Source organism: Streptomyces sp. 2P-4, assembly GCF_030167965.1.
Taxonomy (GTDB): domain Bacteria; phylum Actinomycetota; class Actinomycetes; order Streptomycetales; family Streptomycetaceae; genus Streptomyces; species Streptomyces globosus_A.
The window spans coordinates 1229773-1246102 of record NZ_CP095011.1; the positions used below are offsets into that span (position 1 = coordinate 1229773).

A 16330-nucleotide genomic window follows, 5' to 3' on the forward strand; every position below is an offset into this window, starting at 1 on the left:
GGCCCGTTCACCCGCCGGTCAGCTTCTCCCACTCCGCCCGGTCCGGGCCGGCCGCGTTCGGCTCGTAGTCCGGCCGGGCCTCCAGCCAGCGCGCGACCCGCTCCCGGACCCCGGGGTCCCCGTAGGCCCGCTCGGGCCGCTCGGCCAGGTGGCGGACCCTGGCCCGGGCCCGCATCACCTCGGGGTCCTCCAGCGCACAGTCGAACAGCGCCGCCGTCTCCCGCGTCCTGCCCGTCCGGGCACCCCGCGTCGCGAACCGCTCTCCGACGGCCGCATCGGCGACGACCTGGAAGTCGAACCACGGCTTGAGCGTGCGCACCGCCCACGCGTGGTACGCACGCACGTACTGCGCCGATCCGGTGTCCCGGTCGGCCGTACGGGCCACGCGGAGCGCGGCCCACAGGGCGAGCGACGTGCCCTGCCCGAGCGTCGGGTTGGTGTGGGTGACGGCGTCGCCGACCGGGACAAGCCCGCGCACCACCGGCCCCCGCTCGTCGACGAGGGCGCTCCACCGGTTGTCCAGGCTCGCCGTGGCCAGGACCCCGGTCAGCGGCTCTGCGCCCAGGGCCAGCCACGCCGCGCCCGGTGGGAAGGCGCGCGCCGCCCGCTCGAAGACGGCCGGATCGCGCAGGGCCGAGCGGGTCGGGTCCTGCGTGTGGACGAAGACGGTCACGGCGAAGGTCCGGTTGTCCGCCGGGAAGACCGCGCACCCGGAGAACGCCCCGCCCGCCACCGACCACGGCCTGCGCGGCCCCTCCCCCATGCCCTCCGGCAGCCGGTACCAGCGGCAGAAGTACGCCAGCCCCGTCCGGTGCCGCTCCACGGCCGGAGGCCGGCAGCCCGCCGCGGCCAGCCACCGCTCGCCGCCGCCGCGACGGCCGCCCGCGTCCACGACCAGGTCCCCCTCGCGGGCCCCGGCGGCGGTCGCCACCCCGATCACCCGGGCCGGCCCCGCCGCACCCGCGGCGGCCTGCTCCACTTCCAGCCCGGTGACCGGCTGACCATGGTGCAGAACCGCGCCGGGCTCCGCGCGCAGCGCCGTGACCAGGGCGCTCTCCAGGACGATGCGCCGGGCCTGGACCATGACGAGGTCGTCGTCGCCGGGCCGCGCGGGCGGCGGTACGTCGAACCAGTCGAGCTCGCTGCGCTCGCGCGCGCCGAGCCGGAGCATCTCCGCGTACACGTCGGGAAGCTCGCGCCGCAGGAGGTTGCGGGCCGCCCCGAGGAGGACGTGCGGCTGGGCGGCCTGCGGGACGGCCGGGCGGTGCCAGCCGAACGAGTCGCGGTCCAGGGCCGTGCCCGGGGCCCGGGTGTCGCGTTCGAAGAGCTCGACGGTGTGCCCGCGCCGTGCGGTGAGCAGCGCGGTGGCGAGGCCTCCGACGCCTCCGCCGATGACCAGCACGTGTGCCATGTACGCCCCGCCCCCCGTGGACCCGCCGGATCGCCCAGAGCCTGCGCCGGCGGTCCCTGCTCGAAACCCGCACGCCAGTTCGCGCCGCGGGTCCGGTGGGCCTGACGGGGCCGGCGGGGCTACTGCGCCCCGTGCGCCTGCCGGGCCCGGTGGGCGTCGAGGGCCCGCCGCGTCGTCTCCTCGATCAGGTCCGCGTTGATCGCGACGGCCGCGCGCACACCGGCCGCGGCCGCCGCCGCCAGCTGGTCCATCGGGCTGGTGACGTTCCCGGCGGCCCAGACTCCGCGCAGGGCGGTCGCGCCGGTCGCCGGGTCCGCTTCCAGGCAGGTGCCGAGCTGCACCCCGTCGCGCTCCACGCCGGTCACCGGCAGGCCGAGCGACCGGGCCACCCCGGCGCGCGCGGTGAAGCGCGGCGCCACCACCAGCGCCCGGCAGTCCACACCCGCGCCGCCCGCCAGGGTCACCCCGGAAAGACCCCCGGCGCCGACGGTCAGGCCGATGACCTCGCCCTCGACCACACGCACCCCCAGCGCCGCGAGCAGCTCCCGCTCCTCCGCCCCCGGCCGCCAGGTGTGCGCGAGCAGCGTCACCCGGCCGCTCCAGTTCCGCCACATCTGCGCCTGGTGCAGGGCGAGCGGGCCCCCGCCGAGCACGGCGATCGGCTGGTCGCGCACCTCCCAGCCGTGGCAGTACGGGCAGTGCAGCACGTCCCGCCCCCACCGCTCGCGCAGCCCCGGCACGTCGGGCAGCTCGTCGACCAGGCCCGTCGCCAGCAGCAGCCGCCCGGCCCGCACGGCCGACCCGTCCGCGCACCGCAGCACGAAGCCGCCCTCCGCCGCCCGGTCGGCCGCGAGCACCGTCCCCGCCGCATCCGACCGGACCTCCGCGCCGTACGCGGCCGCCTCGGCGCGCCCGGCCGCCAGCAGCTCCGCGGGCGCGGCCCCGTCCCGCCCGAGATAGCCGTGCAGGTGCTCCGCGGGCGCGTTGCGGGGGCTGCCCGCGTCCAGCACCACAACCGCGCGCCGCGCCCTCGCCAGGGTCAGCGCCCCGGCGAGCCCGGCGGCGCCGCCTCCCACGACCGCCACGTCGTACACCCGTCCGCCATCCGTGCCCATGCGTGCCTCCCTGCGTCGTTGCCACGGGCCCTCTGCGTCGCCCGTACCCTGCGGGCGAGGGTGCGCCGGCAGCCGGCGCCGTGTCACACCGCTTTGCCGGACCGGCAAACTGGTCGGAGCCGCACGTCACCAGGAGGGACAGTCCCATGACCACGCATCCCGAACGCCCCCAGCGCGCCGCCCCGCACCCCAATGCCGTCGTCGGCGTCGGGCTCGTCGTCTGCGACCGGGCGGGGCGGGTGCTCCTCGGCCGGGCGCACGACGGCCGGTGGGAGCTGCCCGGCGGGAAGGTCGACCCCGGGGAGGGCTTCGAGCAGGCCGCGGCCCGGGAGCTGGCCGAGGAGACGGCCCTGCGGGCGGACCCGGCGGACATCCGGATCCTCGGCGTGCACATCGACGCGCAGGGCGGGGTGACCCGGCTGACGGCCTCGGCGGTGGCCGCGGCGGCCGAGGGCACCCCGCGGGTCACCGAACCGCACAAGATCACCACGTGGGAGTGGTTCGCGCCCGCCGACATCCCGGAGGCCCTGTACGCGCCGTCCGCGCACGTCCTGCGCACCTGGCGGCCGGAACTCGTCCCGGCGCTGCCGCAGGGGCCCGCGCACTCCTACCCGACGGCCCCTCCCGGGCGGTGACCGGCGCGGTTCAGCGCAGGTACTCCAGGCCCGGGTGGACGGCCCGGTACCCGTCGAGCAGCCGCCGGGCCACCGCGGCCGAGTCCACCAGCGGGTGCAGCGCGAACGCCTTCGCCGCGGCCGCCCGGGAGCCGCTCTCCGACGCGGCCAGCACCTCGCGCTCCACGGCCTTGACCGCGGTCACCAGGCCCGTCGCGTGCAGCGGCAGCGGGTCGGCCGCGACCGGGTGGGCGCCGTTCGCGTCGACCAGGCAGGGCACCTCGATGACGGCCTCCGCATCGAGGACGGACAGCGTCGACCGGTTGCGGACGTTGAGGATGAGCGTGGTCCGCTCGTCGCGGGCGATGGCCCGCATCAGCGCCAGCGCGACCTTCTCGTAGCCTCCGGACTCCATGTCGCCGTCCTCGCGCCCGCCGGCGCCGGCCGCCTCGCGGTTCTCCGCCATGTACGTGGCCTCCCGCTCGGCCCGGGTCCGCTCCCAGGCGGCCAGAGCCGCCCCGGGGGCGACGCCGGGCCGGCCGGCCTCGGCGTAGAAGCCGCGCTGCTGGTCGCGCAGGAACGCGCCGCGGGTCTGCCGGGCCTCCCGGTAGGCGCGTACGGTCTCGCGGTTGAAGTAGTAGTAGTGCAGGTACTCGTTCGGGATCGCGCCGAGCGCGCGCAGCCACTCGGCGCCGAAGAGCCGGCCCTCCTCGAAGGACTCCAGCGCCTTCGCGTCGGCCAGCAGACGCGGCAGCTCGTCGCGGCCGCCGACGCGCAGCCCGCGCAGCCAGCCCAGGTGGTTGAGGCCGACGTAGTCGACCCAGGCGTCCTCGGGGCGGGCGCCGAGCACCCGGGCGACGCGCCGGCCGAGCCCCACCGGGGAGTCGCAGATGCCGATGACGCGGTCGCCGAGGATCCCCGCCATGGCTTCGGTGACCAGGCCGGCCGGGTTGGTGAAGTTGATGACCCACGCCTCGGGGGCCCGCCGGGCCACGGCCCGCGCGATGGCGCGGGCGACCGGCACGGTCCGCAGCCCGTACGCGATGCCGCCCGCGCCGACGGTCTCCTGGCCCAGCACGCCCTCGGCCAGGGCCACCCGCTCGTCCGCGGCGCGCCCCTCCAGGCCGCCGACGCGGATCGCGGAGAAGACGAAGTCGGCGCCGGCCAGGGCCTCGTCGAGGTCGGTGGTCGCCCTGACGGCAGGGGCGGGGCCGGGCGTCGGGGTGCGGGGGTCCGCCGCGGCGGCGGCCGCCTGGCCGGCGAGCACGCGGGCCATGGCGGCGAGCCGCGCCGGGTCCTCGTCGTGGAGCACCACGTCCGTGACGCGGCCCTCGCCCCCGTCGCCGAGCAGCGCTCCGTAGACGAGCGGAACCCGGAATCCGCCCCCGCCGAGGATGGTCAGCCGCACGCCCCTACCGCCCTTCGCCAAGTGCCGCCGCCGATGCCACGATCGGCGGCATTCGGTCGGCGGCGCACGTGTGAGGGCTCCAGTGTCCCCCGCGCCGGGCGGCGTACGGGGCTCAGTCGCCCAGCGAGGGGACGGCGCGGAGCCTCGGGCCCTGACGCTGCGGGGCGGATCCGCCGCGCGCCGGGCCGGCTGCGGGGCCCTGCGGGGCCGAGAGGACCAGCGTGATCCGGGTCAGGCCCATGGCGTCGAGCATCCGACTCGATTCGGCCACGATCCGGCACCGGACGAGGCCCGCCTGGGGGTCCCAGTGGCGGACGGTGCGGACGGCGCCGTCGCGCTCGGCGGCCTCGGACCCGTGGGTCCTCAGCCAGTGGGGGACGCCGTACCGGTAGGCGGCCTCCATGAAAGGGTCCCGGGCGATCTCCTGGCGGATGCTGCGCAGCCCCTGGTCCTCGGGAGCCGCTTCGAGGGCGTTGGCGAACTGGGCCATGAGCGGGACGCACCAGGCCGGTTCGTGGTCCTCGAGCACGGCGGCCGCGTCGGGGTGGAAGAGCACGAAACGCAGGAAGTTGTCGTCGGGGAGGGCGGTCGGGTGGGGGCGGACCGACTGGAAGAGCCGGTCGAAGGCCGAGTTGGTGAGCGCGACGTCCCAGCGGTGGTCGACCAGGACGGAGGGGTGGGGCACGGCCTCCATGAGGGCGGCGTAGTCCACCAGGTAGTCGCGCTGGGCGGGGTCGTCGGGCAGCCGGTTGTCGGCGGCCGCCCGCCAGGTCGGCGGGGGGTCGCGGTCGACCATGACCCGGAACAGCCAGAAGCACTGCCGCTCGCTCATCTCCAGGGCTTCCGCCAGGGCGAGCAGCTTGCGGTCGGTCCATTCCTTGACCAGGCCGCGTTCCCAGTTCCCGTAGGCGCGCACGCTGATCCGCAACCGGGCGGCGAGGTCTTCCTGGCTCAGGCCCAGTTCCTCGCGGCGCTGGCGCAAAATCTCCTTGCGTCGCTCCGACCGCACTGCGCCGCGTGCGGACTCCTCGCCCGCCAGGCGCTCCTCACCGGCTCGGGCGAGGCCATCGGACGGGCCCACCGCTGCGAGATGTGGCACCGAGAGCTCCCCCTCCTCACGGTCTGGATCTTCAATTTCCTGTGGCGATCCTGCTACCGACTTCATTCGAGTGTCAACTATCGTGGCAATTCCAGCCTCTTGACAGCTCATTCCCGCCACAGCTGTGGCAAGTTCTGGCCCTGCGGCGGCGGAACGGCTAGATTCCAAAAGCCGACCATGTGCCCGAACCGACTCGCCGCGATCTAGGAGAACCACTGGTGACAGACGGCTTCCCGGCTCCCGTCGCGGTGGCCAACCCGTCCCTGGCAGCCACCGTCACGCGCGTCGCCGAACTCGCGGGCAAGATGGGCCGCGACCCCAACAAGGTCTTCGACCTGCGCCGCCTCTCCGAGGCATCCGGCGTGCCCACCGACGTGGTGAAGAGCCTGCTGGACGGCCGACCGGCCGGAGAGCCCTGCCTTCAGACCCGGTTCCTCCAGCGCCTGGACCTGCTCCGGCGGACCCGGCTGAAACCCAACGGCCGCCGCTACACCCAGCAGGAGATCGCCGACGGCGCCGGCATGTCCCGCCAGCAGGCCGGCGCGCTCATCAACGGCGACCGCCGCCCCACCATGGAGCACTGCGACGCCATCCAGCGCTTCTTCGGCGTCCACGCCGGCTTCCTCACCGCCCACGACTCCGACGCACTGCTCGACGCACTCCTGCGCACCGAGCAGCAACTGCTCCAGGACTACGCGGGCCGCACGCGCGAGACCGTCCCCTCCCCGGCCGCGTCCGCCGGCGACCCCCTGGCAAGACTCCTGCAGAACCACGGCGTCCGGGGCATCGCCTGGCGCGCCGCCCAACTGCCCAGCGACAAGCACCGCGACAAGGTGACCGAATGGCTGGACATGCTCCTCGAAAGCGTCAAACCGAATGAATCCTGACCCAGTCGAGAGTCTGGGTCTGATCCTTGAGTCCTGATCCGGATCCACGCCGACGGGGAGAACGGTGAGCATAGGCAGAGAGCAGCGCCGGTTGTGCGGCGAACTGGTGGCCGGCCTCCGGCTGCCCGCGCCCGTGGAACCCGTGGACCTCTACGCCGCGCTCTGCGAGGGCATGAGCAGACACCGCGGCCGTCGGGTGGACTTCCGGATGGCCTCCTTCCCGCCCGGCACCGCCAGCGGACTGTGGCTCGACCTCGCCGACCGCGACCTGGTCGTCATCGAGGAGCGCACCGCACCGGACCACCAACTCGTCATCCTCGGCCACGAGCTGTGGCACATGAAGGCCGGCCACTGCAGCCACCACGTCGACGGCGCGGCCGTCGCCGCCCGGCTCCTCACGGACGAGGCCGACCTCGGCGAAACCGTCCGCCGCGTCGCCGCACGCACCCGCGCCGACGTCCGGGAGGAGACCGAAGCCGAGACCTTCGGCCTCCTCCTGGGCAGCCGCTGCCGCACCTGGCTCGCGGGCGCCGCCCACCGGGCCCCCGCCCAACGCGACCAGCTCGCGGGCCGCATCGAGGCGTCCCTCGGATATCGGGGGCACAGGAACGACCGTTGAACGGCCAGGACTACTACATACCGGCGGCGGCACTGGCGGTCGCACTCGCCTTCAAACTGCCGGCCCTGCGCAACAACTGGCGCGACCCCCTGCTGCGCTCGGTCTGCGCCCTGCTGATCCTGGCCGGCTCGGTGTTCACCTTCGCCGCTCCCCCGACCATCGCCGCCGTCAACGGGTGGACCGGCGTCACCAACTTCTCCGCACCCCTGGTCTACTGCCTCATCACCATGTTCAGCGCCTCCTGCCTGGTGCTCATAGTGAACTGGCGCGGTGGACCGCCCGAACAGACCCGCCGCACCTCCCGCCGCTGGATCGTCGGCTACGGGGTCATCGTCGTCGTCCTGGTCGTGCTCTTCCTGCTCGGCGAAGCCCCCGTCGAGCGGCTGCGCGACTTCGACACCTACTACGCCAACACCCCCTACATCCGGTACATGATCGCCCTGTACCTGACGGCCCACCTGGTCGCCGCCGTCGTCATGGTCGCCATGTGCCTGCGCTGGTCCCTCCAGGTACGCGGGTGGCTGCGCACCGGCCTGATGATCATCGTGGCGGGGTACGTGTTCAACCTCAGCTACGACGCCACGAAGATCTCCGCGGTGGTCGCCCGCTGGTTCGGCCACGACCTCGACGACCTGAGCACGTACGCCGCTCCTCCGCTCGCCTCCATCGGCGCCCTGGTCAGCGCCGTCGGGTTCGTCCTGCCGCTGGTGTGCCAGCGGATGTCCGACAACTGGCAGACCTGGAACACCTACCGCCGCCTCGGCCCCCTGTGGGCCGAGGTCCAGCCGTGCGCGCCGAGCGGGACGCCGTGCGTGAAGATGTCCTGGTGGTCACCGCCCGAGCTGCGGGTCATCCAGCGCGAGTCCGACATCCACGACGCGTTCCTCCACCTGGGACCGTACTTCGACGAACGCCACCGCGACCGCGCGTACGAACTGGCCGTGGCGGGCGGAGCCGACGAGGACACGGCCCGCACGGTGGGCGAGGCGGCGATGGTCTCGGCGGCGGTACGCGCCCACGCGGCAGACCCCGACGGCAGAACCATCGGCTCCCGCGAAGACCTCCCCCCGGACACCCCGACGGGCCCCCGAGACCTCCTCGGCGTCTCCCAGGCCCTCCGCGACTCCCCGGTGGTGGCGGCACTCCGCGGGGCGGCAACACTGTCGGGGCCGGGCGCCAGCTGAGGAGGCGGGGCGGGAAGGACGGGAGCCGGCGCCTGGGGGTCGGCGAGGCCCCACCCCCGCCGACGCGTCCCCGCCTACCTCACCCCCGCCGCCCCCCGCCGCCACCGCCGAGGCCGCGGTTCCCGTCTTCCCTCACGCCTTCGCCGCCATGGCCGCCGCTCGGGGGAACAGTTCCTGGAACGGGCTCGCCGAGTCGATTCCCTCTCGGCCGTACGGGGCGTCGAAGCTCCAGACCAGGAACAGCAGGAAGACGATCAGGGCGGTGAACATGCCGGCCAGCAGGAGTTCGCGGCTAGAGCGGCGGATCTGGAGGGTGAAGATCAGGCCGATCGTGACGACACCGCCCGTCAGGAGGCCGAACCACACCACGTCCGGCAGGGTCGACTCGTCGCTCTGGACGCGCGAGTGGCGGGCGTCGTCGGCGATTGCGATGTGGTCCAGCAGCGGCTGGTAGGCCTGGGCCTGGAGTTCGGTCGTGGGGCTCTGGTGGGTGACGTCGCTGCGCAGCTTCGCCAGCAGTTCGCCGCCTTCGGCGGACGCGGTCTCGCCCGCCGTCAGCTTCGGCCAGTCGACGGCGACGGTGTGGGCGACGTAGGCGTCCACCTCGCCGCGGATACGGTTCCGGACGGCCGCCGGGTAGACGTCGGCGCGCTGGCTGACCTCGTACAGCGCCTGCGCCTCGCGGCGCACGCTGTCCTCGGCAGCGCCGCGCGCCTCCCAGACGCCCGCGATGGCGAGGCCCAGGACGATCGCGTAGACCACGCCGACCATCATGGTCATGTACTCGATGACGTTGGGCGTTTCGCTGGTGTCCTCGTCCGGGGAGACCCGGCGGTGCCGGAGCGCCGTGAAGGCGAAGACAAGGGCGCAGACGAGCACCATGGCGGTGGCCAGGACCAGCCATTCGGACACGAGGAGTTCTCCCGTCGGGTAGTCGGGTAGTCGGGTCGGTTGGTGGGGGCGCGGACGCCGGGCGTCAACCGCGCCCCTTCGAGCGCGGTCGCAGGGCGGCCGCGGCGAGTACCGCCGGGGTGGTCACGACGGCCATGGTCATCACGATGGACAGGTCTCCCGCCTCGCGCGGAGCCGCCGCGTGTGAGCGGTACGGGCGCACCCGGAAGGCGGTCGTCTGCGCGGCCACCGCTGCGGGCGGGGGCGGGGCGGTCGCTGCGGGCGGCGGGGGCTCGGCAGGCGGCGCGGGATCCGGTGCGGGTGCCGGGGGCTCCGCAGGCGCGGGCAGGGCCTTCGCCGCGGGTAGCGGGGGCGGGGGCGCGGCGGGGCCTCGCCCGGGGTGGTGCACGGTGGGCGCGGCCGGGGCGGGGTCGGGGGCGGGGGGCTGGAGGGCCGGGGGCGGTCCGGGCGGGGGTGGCGGGGCGACGGGTGGGGCCGGGGGCTGCGGCGCGGGGACGGGGGCCGGTGCGCAGGCGGCGGGGGCGGCCGGGGCCGCGGGCTGGTCGGGGGCGGTCAGGGCCGGGGGTTCGTCGGGGGTGGCGGCCGGGTCGTCGTATGCGTACGCGACGTGGGCGTGCAGCGGACTGAGGGCCGCCGCCAGGCCTGCTCCGGCGAGGTACTGCCAAGCGGTCACCGCGGCCTCCGTTCCGCTGGGGCATGTGGGGGTTCGGCAGAAGAAACGATCACGGCCGGGTCACGACACGCCCTGCGGCCCCGAGAGCCCCGCACGGGGTACGGCCCGTCTCCGGCGGCCGCTGCGGGCGGCCGTCGGCGGCCGCCGCGTGGTTCACCCGGCCGGCCCAGTACGCCGCGGCGGTGCGCGCCGGGCCGCCCGATGATCGGAGCAGCGAATTGCCGCAGGTAGACAGCGTGTCGGCCGACGGTCGGCGGTCAGACAGGGACGGACGGTGGCGGTGGAAGCGGAGTTCGGGGACGGCGGGGCGGGCGGGCACGGTCTGGAGGCCGCGGTCGACGCCCTGATGGACGGGCTGCAGGCGGACCTCGTACGGCTCGCGGCGATCCCCTCCGTGGCGTTCCCCGGGCATCCGCCGGAACCGGTGCGGGAGGCGCACGACCTGGTCGCCGCGCTGCTGCGGGACGCCGGCGTGCCGGTGGTGGAGCGGCTGGACCTGCCGGACACGGCGCCGGTCGTGTATGCGGAGGTGCCGCCGCCGGAGCCGGACGCGCCGACGGTGCTGCTGTACGGGCACTACGACGTGCAGCCGGCGGGCGACCCGGCGCTGTGGCGTTCGCCGCCGTTCGAGCCCACTCCGGTGCCGGGCGGGCTGCGGGCGCGGGGCATCGCCGACGACAAGGCGAACCTGATCGCCTACGTGGGCATGCTGCGGCTGTACGGGGGCCGCCCGCCGGTCGGGGTCAAGCTGGTGGTGGAGGGGCAGGAGGAGTACGGCAGCGCCTTCGCCGGATACCCTCCGGCCGATCCGCAGCGCTTCGCCTGCGACGCGGTGGTGATCGCGGACGTCGGCGGCCTCCGGCCGGGGACGCCCACGCTGACGACGGGGCTGCGCGGGACCGCCGAGGTGGTGGTGGAGGTGCGGACGCTGGCGGAACCGCTCCACAGCGGCGAGTTCGGCGGCGCGGCCCCGGACGCCCTGCTGGTGCTGCTGCACGCGCTGTCGACCCTGCACGACGCGAACGGCGACGTCGCCGTGCCCGGTCTGCGGCGCGAGCCGTGGCAGGAGCAGGAGGCGGGGTGCACGGAGGTGGAGTTCCGCGACCTGGCCGCGGTGCACGACGGGCTGCCGCTGCCGGGCACCGGAACGCTCGGCGAGCGGCTGTGGAGCGGGCCGGCGGTGACGGTCGTCGGGCTCGACGCGCCGGCCGTGGACCACGCCTCCTCGTCGGTGGTGCCGTACGCGCGGGCCCGGCTGGACCTGCGGTTCCATCCACAACAGGATCCGGTCGAGGCGCAGGACGCGCTCGTACGGCACCTGCGGGCGCAGCGGCCGTTCGGGATTGCGCTGACGGTGGTTCCGGGCGCTGCGGGCCCCGGTTTCGAGGCGCGGACGGGCGGGCCCGCGTACCGGGCGGCGCTGACGGCGCTGAAGGAGGCGTGGGGCACGGCGGCTTCGCCCGTCGCCTCGGGCGGTTCGATGCCGCTGGTGCGCGCGCTGGCCGCGGCCGCGCCGCAGGCCGAGCTGCTGCTGTTCGGGGCGCAGGACAGCATGTGCAAGGCGCATGCCCCGAACGAGCGGGTACTGCTGTCGGAGCTGCGCAGCACGGTGGTGGCGATGGCCGCGTTCGTGCGGGAGTACGCGGCGGACTACCGTGCGGGGGGCCTGGGCCCGGCGGGGCGCGGCGGCTCGGGCGGGTAGCCGCCGGGAGGGGCGGGCTGGGGTCGCGGTGGGTGCGGAGGCTGTTCCGCACGGCACCGGTGGGGGAACCGCCGAGGGCGGCACCCGTGCGGGTGCCGCCCTCGTGGAGCCGGGGTGTGCCGGGCCGCCCGTGTTCAGGCTGCCTCGACGCCGCCGAAGCGCTCCCGGTACGCCTCCAGGTCCTCCTCGGTGATCTTCGCGAAGAGCACCGGGGGAACGGTGAACGGGGTGCCGGCCGGGACCGCGTCGAGGGCCTTGGCGTGCTCCTGCGTGATCCAGGCGGCGTTGTCGTCGGCCAGCCGGAACGCCGAGCGCATCGCGCGCGCCGACGCCGGGATGAACGGCTCCGAGACCACCGAGTACAGGTGGATGAGGTTCATCGCGGTGCGCAGGGTGAGGGCCGCGCCCTCCGGGTCCGTCTTGATCTCCAGCCAGGGGGCCTTCTCCTCCAGGTAGGAGTTGCCGGCCGACCACAGGGCGCGCAGCGCGGCCGCGGCCTTGCGGAACTGGAGCGCGTCCATGTGGCCCTCGTACTCGGCCAGCAGTTCGGCGATCTGGGCGCCGAGGCGCTGCTCGGCCTCGCCTGCGTCCTTGCCCGCGGGGACCTCGTCGCCGAAGCGCTTGCGGGAGAAGGAGAGGACGCGGTTGACGAAGTTGCCGAGGGTGTCGGCGAGGTCCTTGTTGACCGTGGCGGTGAAGTGCTCCCACGTGAAGGACGAGTCGTCGGACTCGGGCGCGTTGGCGATCAGGAAGTAGCGCCAGTAGTCGGCGGGGAGGATCTCCAGCGCCTGGTCGGTGAAGACGCCGCGCTTCTGGGAGGTGGAGAACTTGCCGCCGTAGTACGTGAGCCAGTTGAAGGCCTTGACGTAGTCGACCATCTTCCAGGGCTCGCGGACGCCGAGCTCGGTGGCGGGGAACATCACCGTGTGGAACGGGACGTTGTCCTTGGCCATGAACTGGGTGTAGCGGACGTCGGCGGCCTCGTACCACCAGGACTTCCAGTCGCGGGCGGCCGGTTCGAGGTCCGCCCACTCCTTGGTGGCGCCGATGTACTCGACGGGCGCGTCGAACCAGACGTAGAAGACCTTGCCTTCGGCCGCCAGGTCCGGCCAGGTGTCCGCGGGGACCGGGACGCCCCAGTCGAGGTCGCGGGTGATGGCGCGGTCGTGCAGGCCCTCGGTCAGCCACTTGCGGGCGATGGAGGACGCCAGCTGCGGCCACTCCTCCTCGTGCTGCGCGACCCACTGCTCGACCTCGTGCTGGAGCTCGGACTGCAGCAGGAAGAGGTGCTTGGTCTCGCGGACTTCCAGGTCCGTGGAGCCGGAGATCGCCGAGCGGGGGTCGATGAGGTCGGTCGGGTCCAGGACGCGGGTGCAGTTCTCGCACTGGTCGCCGCGGGCCTTGTCGTAGCCGCAGTGCGGGCAGGTGCCCTCGACGTAGCGGTCGGGGAGGAAGCGGCCGTCGACCGGCGAGTACACCTGCCGGATGGCGCGCTCCTCGATGAAGCCGTTCGCGTGGAGCTGCCGGGCGAAGTGCTGGGTGATCTCGCGGTTCTGCTCGGAGGAGCTGCGTCCGAAGTAGTCGAAGGACAGCTCGAAGCCGTCGTAGACGGCCTTCTGCGCGTCGTGGGCCTGGGCGCAGAACTCGGCGACGGACAGGCCCGCCTCCTTGGCGGCGAGTTCGGCGGGGGTGCCGTGCTCGTCGGTGGCGCAGATGTAGAGGACGTCGTGGCCGCGCTGGCGGAGGTACCGGGCGTACACATCCGCCGGAAGCATCGACCCGACCATGTTGCCCAGGTGCTTGATCCCGTTGATGTAGGGAAGCGCGCTGGTGATCAGGTGTCGAGCCATCCTCGGATGCTCCATTTCATATATGCGGTTGCGACGTGCCGTGACGGATTGTGATCCGGTTCATCGTATCGAACCGCCGAATGGGCACGCGCCCGCATTTCTCTCGGGTGGGCTTAATGCAAAAGCGAGGGAAGTGACCTCGGTGTCACGGCCCTCGCCAGGGCTCATGCTACAGGCGGAGGGGGGCGGCCCTGACCGCTGTCCGCGGTGCGACTGCGGGGGCGTGCGGCGGTCGCGCAGGGCGGAAGCGGAGGGCGGGGCGGCGTCCGGCATATGCGTACGAACCGGCTGGAGCCGGGTGTAGTCGAAAACCGTCAGCTACTGATCATCACCGAACGCAATGCTCCAGCTTCATCGTTCCGCGCACCGGCGCACGCCCGCACTGCCACTCTGAGCCGCGCACGCGGCATGAGGTGAGGTGGAGCGGTGAGCGATGGCGGACCAGAGGAGTCCGGTGGGGCCGTGGGACTGCCCAGCCGACGGCGGCGGCCCACGCCCATGAGCCAGTGGAACCCGACGGCACGCTTGTCGTACTGGGCGTTCCACGCCAACCGGAGGCCCTCGTACATGCGCTTCGCGTACCTGCAGCTGGGCTCCGACGCGGCAGCCGAGGACGCGGTGGACGCGACGTTCGACTCGATCATGCACGAGTGGCTGCGGATGCTCCACATGGACCGGCTCGACGCCTACGCATGGACGATCCTCAAACAGCGCCTCGTCGACCGGCAGCGTGCGCGCAGCACCGGGCCCGAGCCCATGCACATCACGGCCTTCGAAGCCGCCCTCAAGGAGGCCCGGGCTGACCGGTACGAGGTGCTCGCCGACACCATCCGCTTCTACTCCGCCGTCTCCCGCCTCGCCGAACGCCAGCGCGACGCCGTGCTGCTGCGCTACGGCCTCCAGTGCACCCCCCGCGAGGCCGCGTCCGTGATGGGCGTCGACGAGGCCACCGTCCGCTCGCAGCTCGGCCAGGCGCACCGGCGGCTCGCCCGCCTGCTCGACGCCTCCGCCGGATCATGACGCGGGGCGAGCAGGGGCAGCCGTACGGCGACGGCGCCGCCCGCCGCCCGCTGGCGGAGTTCCTCGCCCGGGCGGCCGTGCGCGACCGCTACCCCCACTACGACCTCGGCGCCGCAGAGGCCCGCCTGCTGCGCACCGCCCGCCGCAAGGGCGCGGCGCCGCCCGCCCGGCGCCGCGCGTACGGCTGGAGCGATCCCGGCAGGGACCGCCCGCTGGACTCCGAGCGGGCCCGGCGCGACCTCAAGGCCGCCTGCCTGGAGGCGGTCTGCTCCCCGCACGCCGGGGCGCGGCTGGACTCGTTCCTTCGGACGGCGCACACCGACCTGGCCGGCGCCGCCGTCTTCGGCTGCCTGCTGCACCTGGCCGGGCTGCGCGACGGGGCGCGGTTCTGGTGGCAGTACGCGGCCGGCTCCGGGCGGGCGGGGACGGCGCCCGCCGCGTACTGCCTCTTCCTCGACCACTCCCGGCGCGGCGAGCACCACGACGCCGCGGTGTGGGCGCGCGAGCTGGACCGGCGCGGCTTCCGGCCGGGCGGCCGCCGGGACCTCCGCGAGGTCACGCTGTGCGCGCAGGCGGCCGTGCTGCGCCTCGTCGACCAGCTCGACGACCCCGACCTGGGGCCCGTGCCGCTGCCGCGGCCGGGGCTGCCGGGTGTCCTGGAGGTGTTCCGGGCGCCGGACCCGGCGGCGGGCGGCGCGGCCGAGGCGGAGCCCGGCGGCGGGGGCGGGAGCGGGGGCGAGGCCGGCCGGACCGCGGACGGCGGCCGCGCGGAGGTCCCCGCCGGGATCGGCCCCGTCGCGGCGGCGGCCTCGTCCGGACCGGGCCCCGGAGGCGGCGGTACGGGGACGGCCACAGGTACGGCCACAGGTACGGGTACGGCCACGGGCGAGGCGCTCGCCGAGGCACGGCGCGCGCTGGCCGTCGTACGGGTCCTGGAGAAGCACCCCCTGGGCGTACGGGCCTCCCAGCTCGCGCGGGAAGCCGCCCTCGCCGAGCCGGAGCTGGCGCCGCTGCTGGCCATGCTGTGCGAGGAGGAGTACGCGTACCGGCCGGGCGCGGGCGTGTACGCGCGGGGGCCCGCCCTGGACCGGCTCGCCGCGCCCGGCGCGGGGGGCCTGGCAGGGCAGCTCCAGCGCACGCTGTCCCTGGCGCGGGACAGCGCCGGGGCGGCCGTCTACCTGAGCCGGTACACCGACGGCGAAGTCAGGATCACCCAGATGGCCGACGGGCCGGCCGCGCCGCCGGTGCGGGAGTGGGTGAACTTCACGGCGGCCGCGCACGCCAGCGCCGTCGGCAAGTGCCTGCTGACGCAGCTGGACCCGGACGGGCGGCGCGACCACGTCGCCCGGCACCGGCCGGCCCGCCTCACCCCGCGGACGATCACCGACAGCCGGGCGCTGTTCTCCGCGCTCGACGCGGTGGCGCCCGGGGCGCCCGTGTTCGACCTGCGGGAGTACTCGCCCGGGGTCGTGTGCTCGGCCGTCCCCATCGCGGCCGGCGCCGCCGCAGGGAGCCTCGCGCTGTCGCTGCCCGCAACGCACGCCCACCGGCTGCACGAGGCCACGGCGGCCCTGCGCCGCAAGGCCGTACCGGTCCTGCTGGCCCTGCTGCTCTCCGGCGCCATCCCGCCGGACGCGCCGGCGGACGGAGCAGGTGCGGGACGGTCCGGGCCGCCGGGGGACGCCGGCCGCGCTTCCGGGCGTACGGAGCGCCCCGGGCGGGGCTCCGGTCCGGCGGCCGCGGCCGCGGCGCCCCAGCCGACCCGGGTCACTGCGGAAACGCTGCGGCACCTGCGCAGCCTCTTCCGCACGCCGCTGGTCGGGGCCGCCGCGGCCA

13 protein-coding genes and 1 pseudogene are annotated in these 16330 nt (G+C 74.9%); 7 read left to right on the forward strand and 7 right to left on the reverse strand.

The window, feature by feature from the left end:
* Positions 1 to 7: 7 nt before the first annotated feature.
* Entirely contained in the window at positions 8 to 1411 is a 1404-nt protein-coding gene (locus tag MUK52_RS05045) for an FAD-dependent oxidoreductase (protein WP_114055009.1), read from the reverse strand.
* Between the two features lie 119 nt (positions 1412 to 1530).
* On the reverse strand, positions 1531 to 2526 hold the full coding sequence (locus tag MUK52_RS05050) for an NAD(P)/FAD-dependent oxidoreductase (RefSeq protein ID WP_114055008.1): 996 nt from the start codon (positions 2524 to 2526) through the stop codon (positions 1531 to 1533).
* A gap of 146 nt (positions 2527 to 2672) precedes the next feature.
* Here MUK52_RS05050 and MUK52_RS05055 point away from each other — a divergent pair, with 146 nt between their 5' ends.
* Complete coding sequence (locus MUK52_RS05055) at positions 2673 to 3161, forward strand: nucleotide triphosphate diphosphatase NUDT15 (protein ID WP_114055007.1); 489 nt, start codon at positions 2673 to 2675, stop codon at positions 3159 to 3161.
* A 10-nt stretch (positions 3162 to 3171) separates the two neighbouring features.
* On the opposite strand, the gene MUK52_RS05060 is transcribed toward MUK52_RS05055, so the two are convergent.
* Both MUK52_RS05060 and MUK52_RS05065 read right to left on the reverse strand, forming a co-directional pair.
* Positions 3172 to 4548 carry a 6-phospho-beta-glucosidase gene (locus tag MUK52_RS05060; RefSeq protein WP_284574877.1) on the reverse strand — a complete coding sequence of 459 codons (1377 nt, stop codon included), beginning with the start codon at positions 4546 to 4548 and terminating at the stop codon, positions 3172 to 3174.
* A 112-nt stretch (positions 4549 to 4660) separates the two neighbouring features.
* Positions 4661 to 5530 carry a helix-turn-helix domain-containing protein gene (locus MUK52_RS05065; protein ID WP_114055006.1) on the reverse strand — a complete coding sequence of 290 codons (870 nt, stop codon included), beginning with the start codon at positions 5528 to 5530 and terminating at the stop codon, positions 4661 to 4663.
* Between the two features lie 335 nt (positions 5531 to 5865).
* On the opposite strand from MUK52_RS05065, the gene MUK52_RS05070 reads away from it, so the two are divergent.
* The 3 genes from MUK52_RS05070 to MUK52_RS05080 all read left to right on the forward strand — a co-directional run bounded on the left by MUK52_RS05070 (position 5866) and on the right by MUK52_RS05080 (position 8337).
* Positions 5866 to 6534 carry a helix-turn-helix domain-containing protein gene (locus tag MUK52_RS05070; protein WP_114055005.1) on the forward strand — a complete coding sequence of 223 codons (669 nt, stop codon included), beginning with the start codon at positions 5866 to 5868 and terminating at the stop codon, positions 6532 to 6534.
* Between the two features lie 64 nt (positions 6535 to 6598).
* Entirely contained in the window at positions 6599 to 7153 is a 555-nt protein-coding gene (locus tag MUK52_RS05075; RefSeq protein WP_114055004.1) for a toxin-antitoxin system, toxin component, read from the forward strand.
* Positions 7150 to 8337 (forward strand): MAB_1171c family putative transporter, encoded by a 1188-nt coding sequence (locus MUK52_RS05080; RefSeq protein ID WP_114055003.1) that lies wholly within the window; start codon positions 7150 to 7152, stop codon positions 8335 to 8337. The genes MUK52_RS05075 and MUK52_RS05080 overlap by 4 nt, the downstream gene beginning before the upstream one ends.
* A 132-nt stretch (positions 8338 to 8469) precedes the next feature.
* Here MUK52_RS05080 and MUK52_RS05085 read toward each other — a convergent pair whose 3' ends face one another.
* Positions 8470 to 9249: a bestrophin-like domain gene (locus MUK52_RS05085; RefSeq protein ID WP_114055002.1), complete on the reverse strand. Its 780-nt coding sequence runs from the start codon at positions 9247 to 9249 to the stop codon at positions 8470 to 8472.
* A 64-nt stretch (positions 9250 to 9313) separates the two neighbouring features.
* Positions 9314 to 9922 carry a hypothetical protein gene (locus MUK52_RS05090; RefSeq protein WP_284574878.1) on the reverse strand — a complete coding sequence of 203 codons (609 nt, stop codon included), beginning with the start codon at positions 9920 to 9922 and terminating at the stop codon, positions 9314 to 9316.
* Positions 9923 to 10196: 274 nt separating this feature from the next.
* Between MUK52_RS05090 and MUK52_RS05095 the strand changes: the two genes are divergently transcribed.
* Entirely contained in the window at positions 10197 to 11624 is a 1428-nt protein-coding gene (locus MUK52_RS05095) for a M20/M25/M40 family metallo-hydrolase (RefSeq protein WP_284574879.1), read from the forward strand.
* 134 nt (positions 11625 to 11758) lie between these two features.
* Here MUK52_RS05095 and metG read toward each other — a convergent pair whose 3' ends face one another.
* Positions 11759 to 13474 carry a methionine--tRNA ligase gene (gene metG, locus MUK52_RS05100; protein ID WP_284574880.1) on the reverse strand — a complete coding sequence of 572 codons (1716 nt, stop codon included), beginning with the start codon at positions 13472 to 13474 and terminating at the stop codon, positions 11759 to 11761.
* Positions 13475 to 13972: 498 nt separating this feature from the next.
* Between metG and MUK52_RS05105 the strand changes: the two genes are divergently transcribed.
* Positions 13973 to 14494, forward strand: coding sequence for a sigma-70 family RNA polymerase sigma factor (locus MUK52_RS05105; protein WP_246042450.1), 522 nt, complete (start codon positions 13973 to 13975; stop codon positions 14492 to 14494).
* Positions 14495 to 15408: 914 nt separating this feature from the next.
* Positions 15409 to 16107: pseudogene (locus MUK52_RS05110) on the forward strand (IclR family transcriptional regulator domain-containing protein); the annotation flags it as partial.
* Between the last annotated feature and the right edge of the window lie 223 nt (positions 16108 to 16330).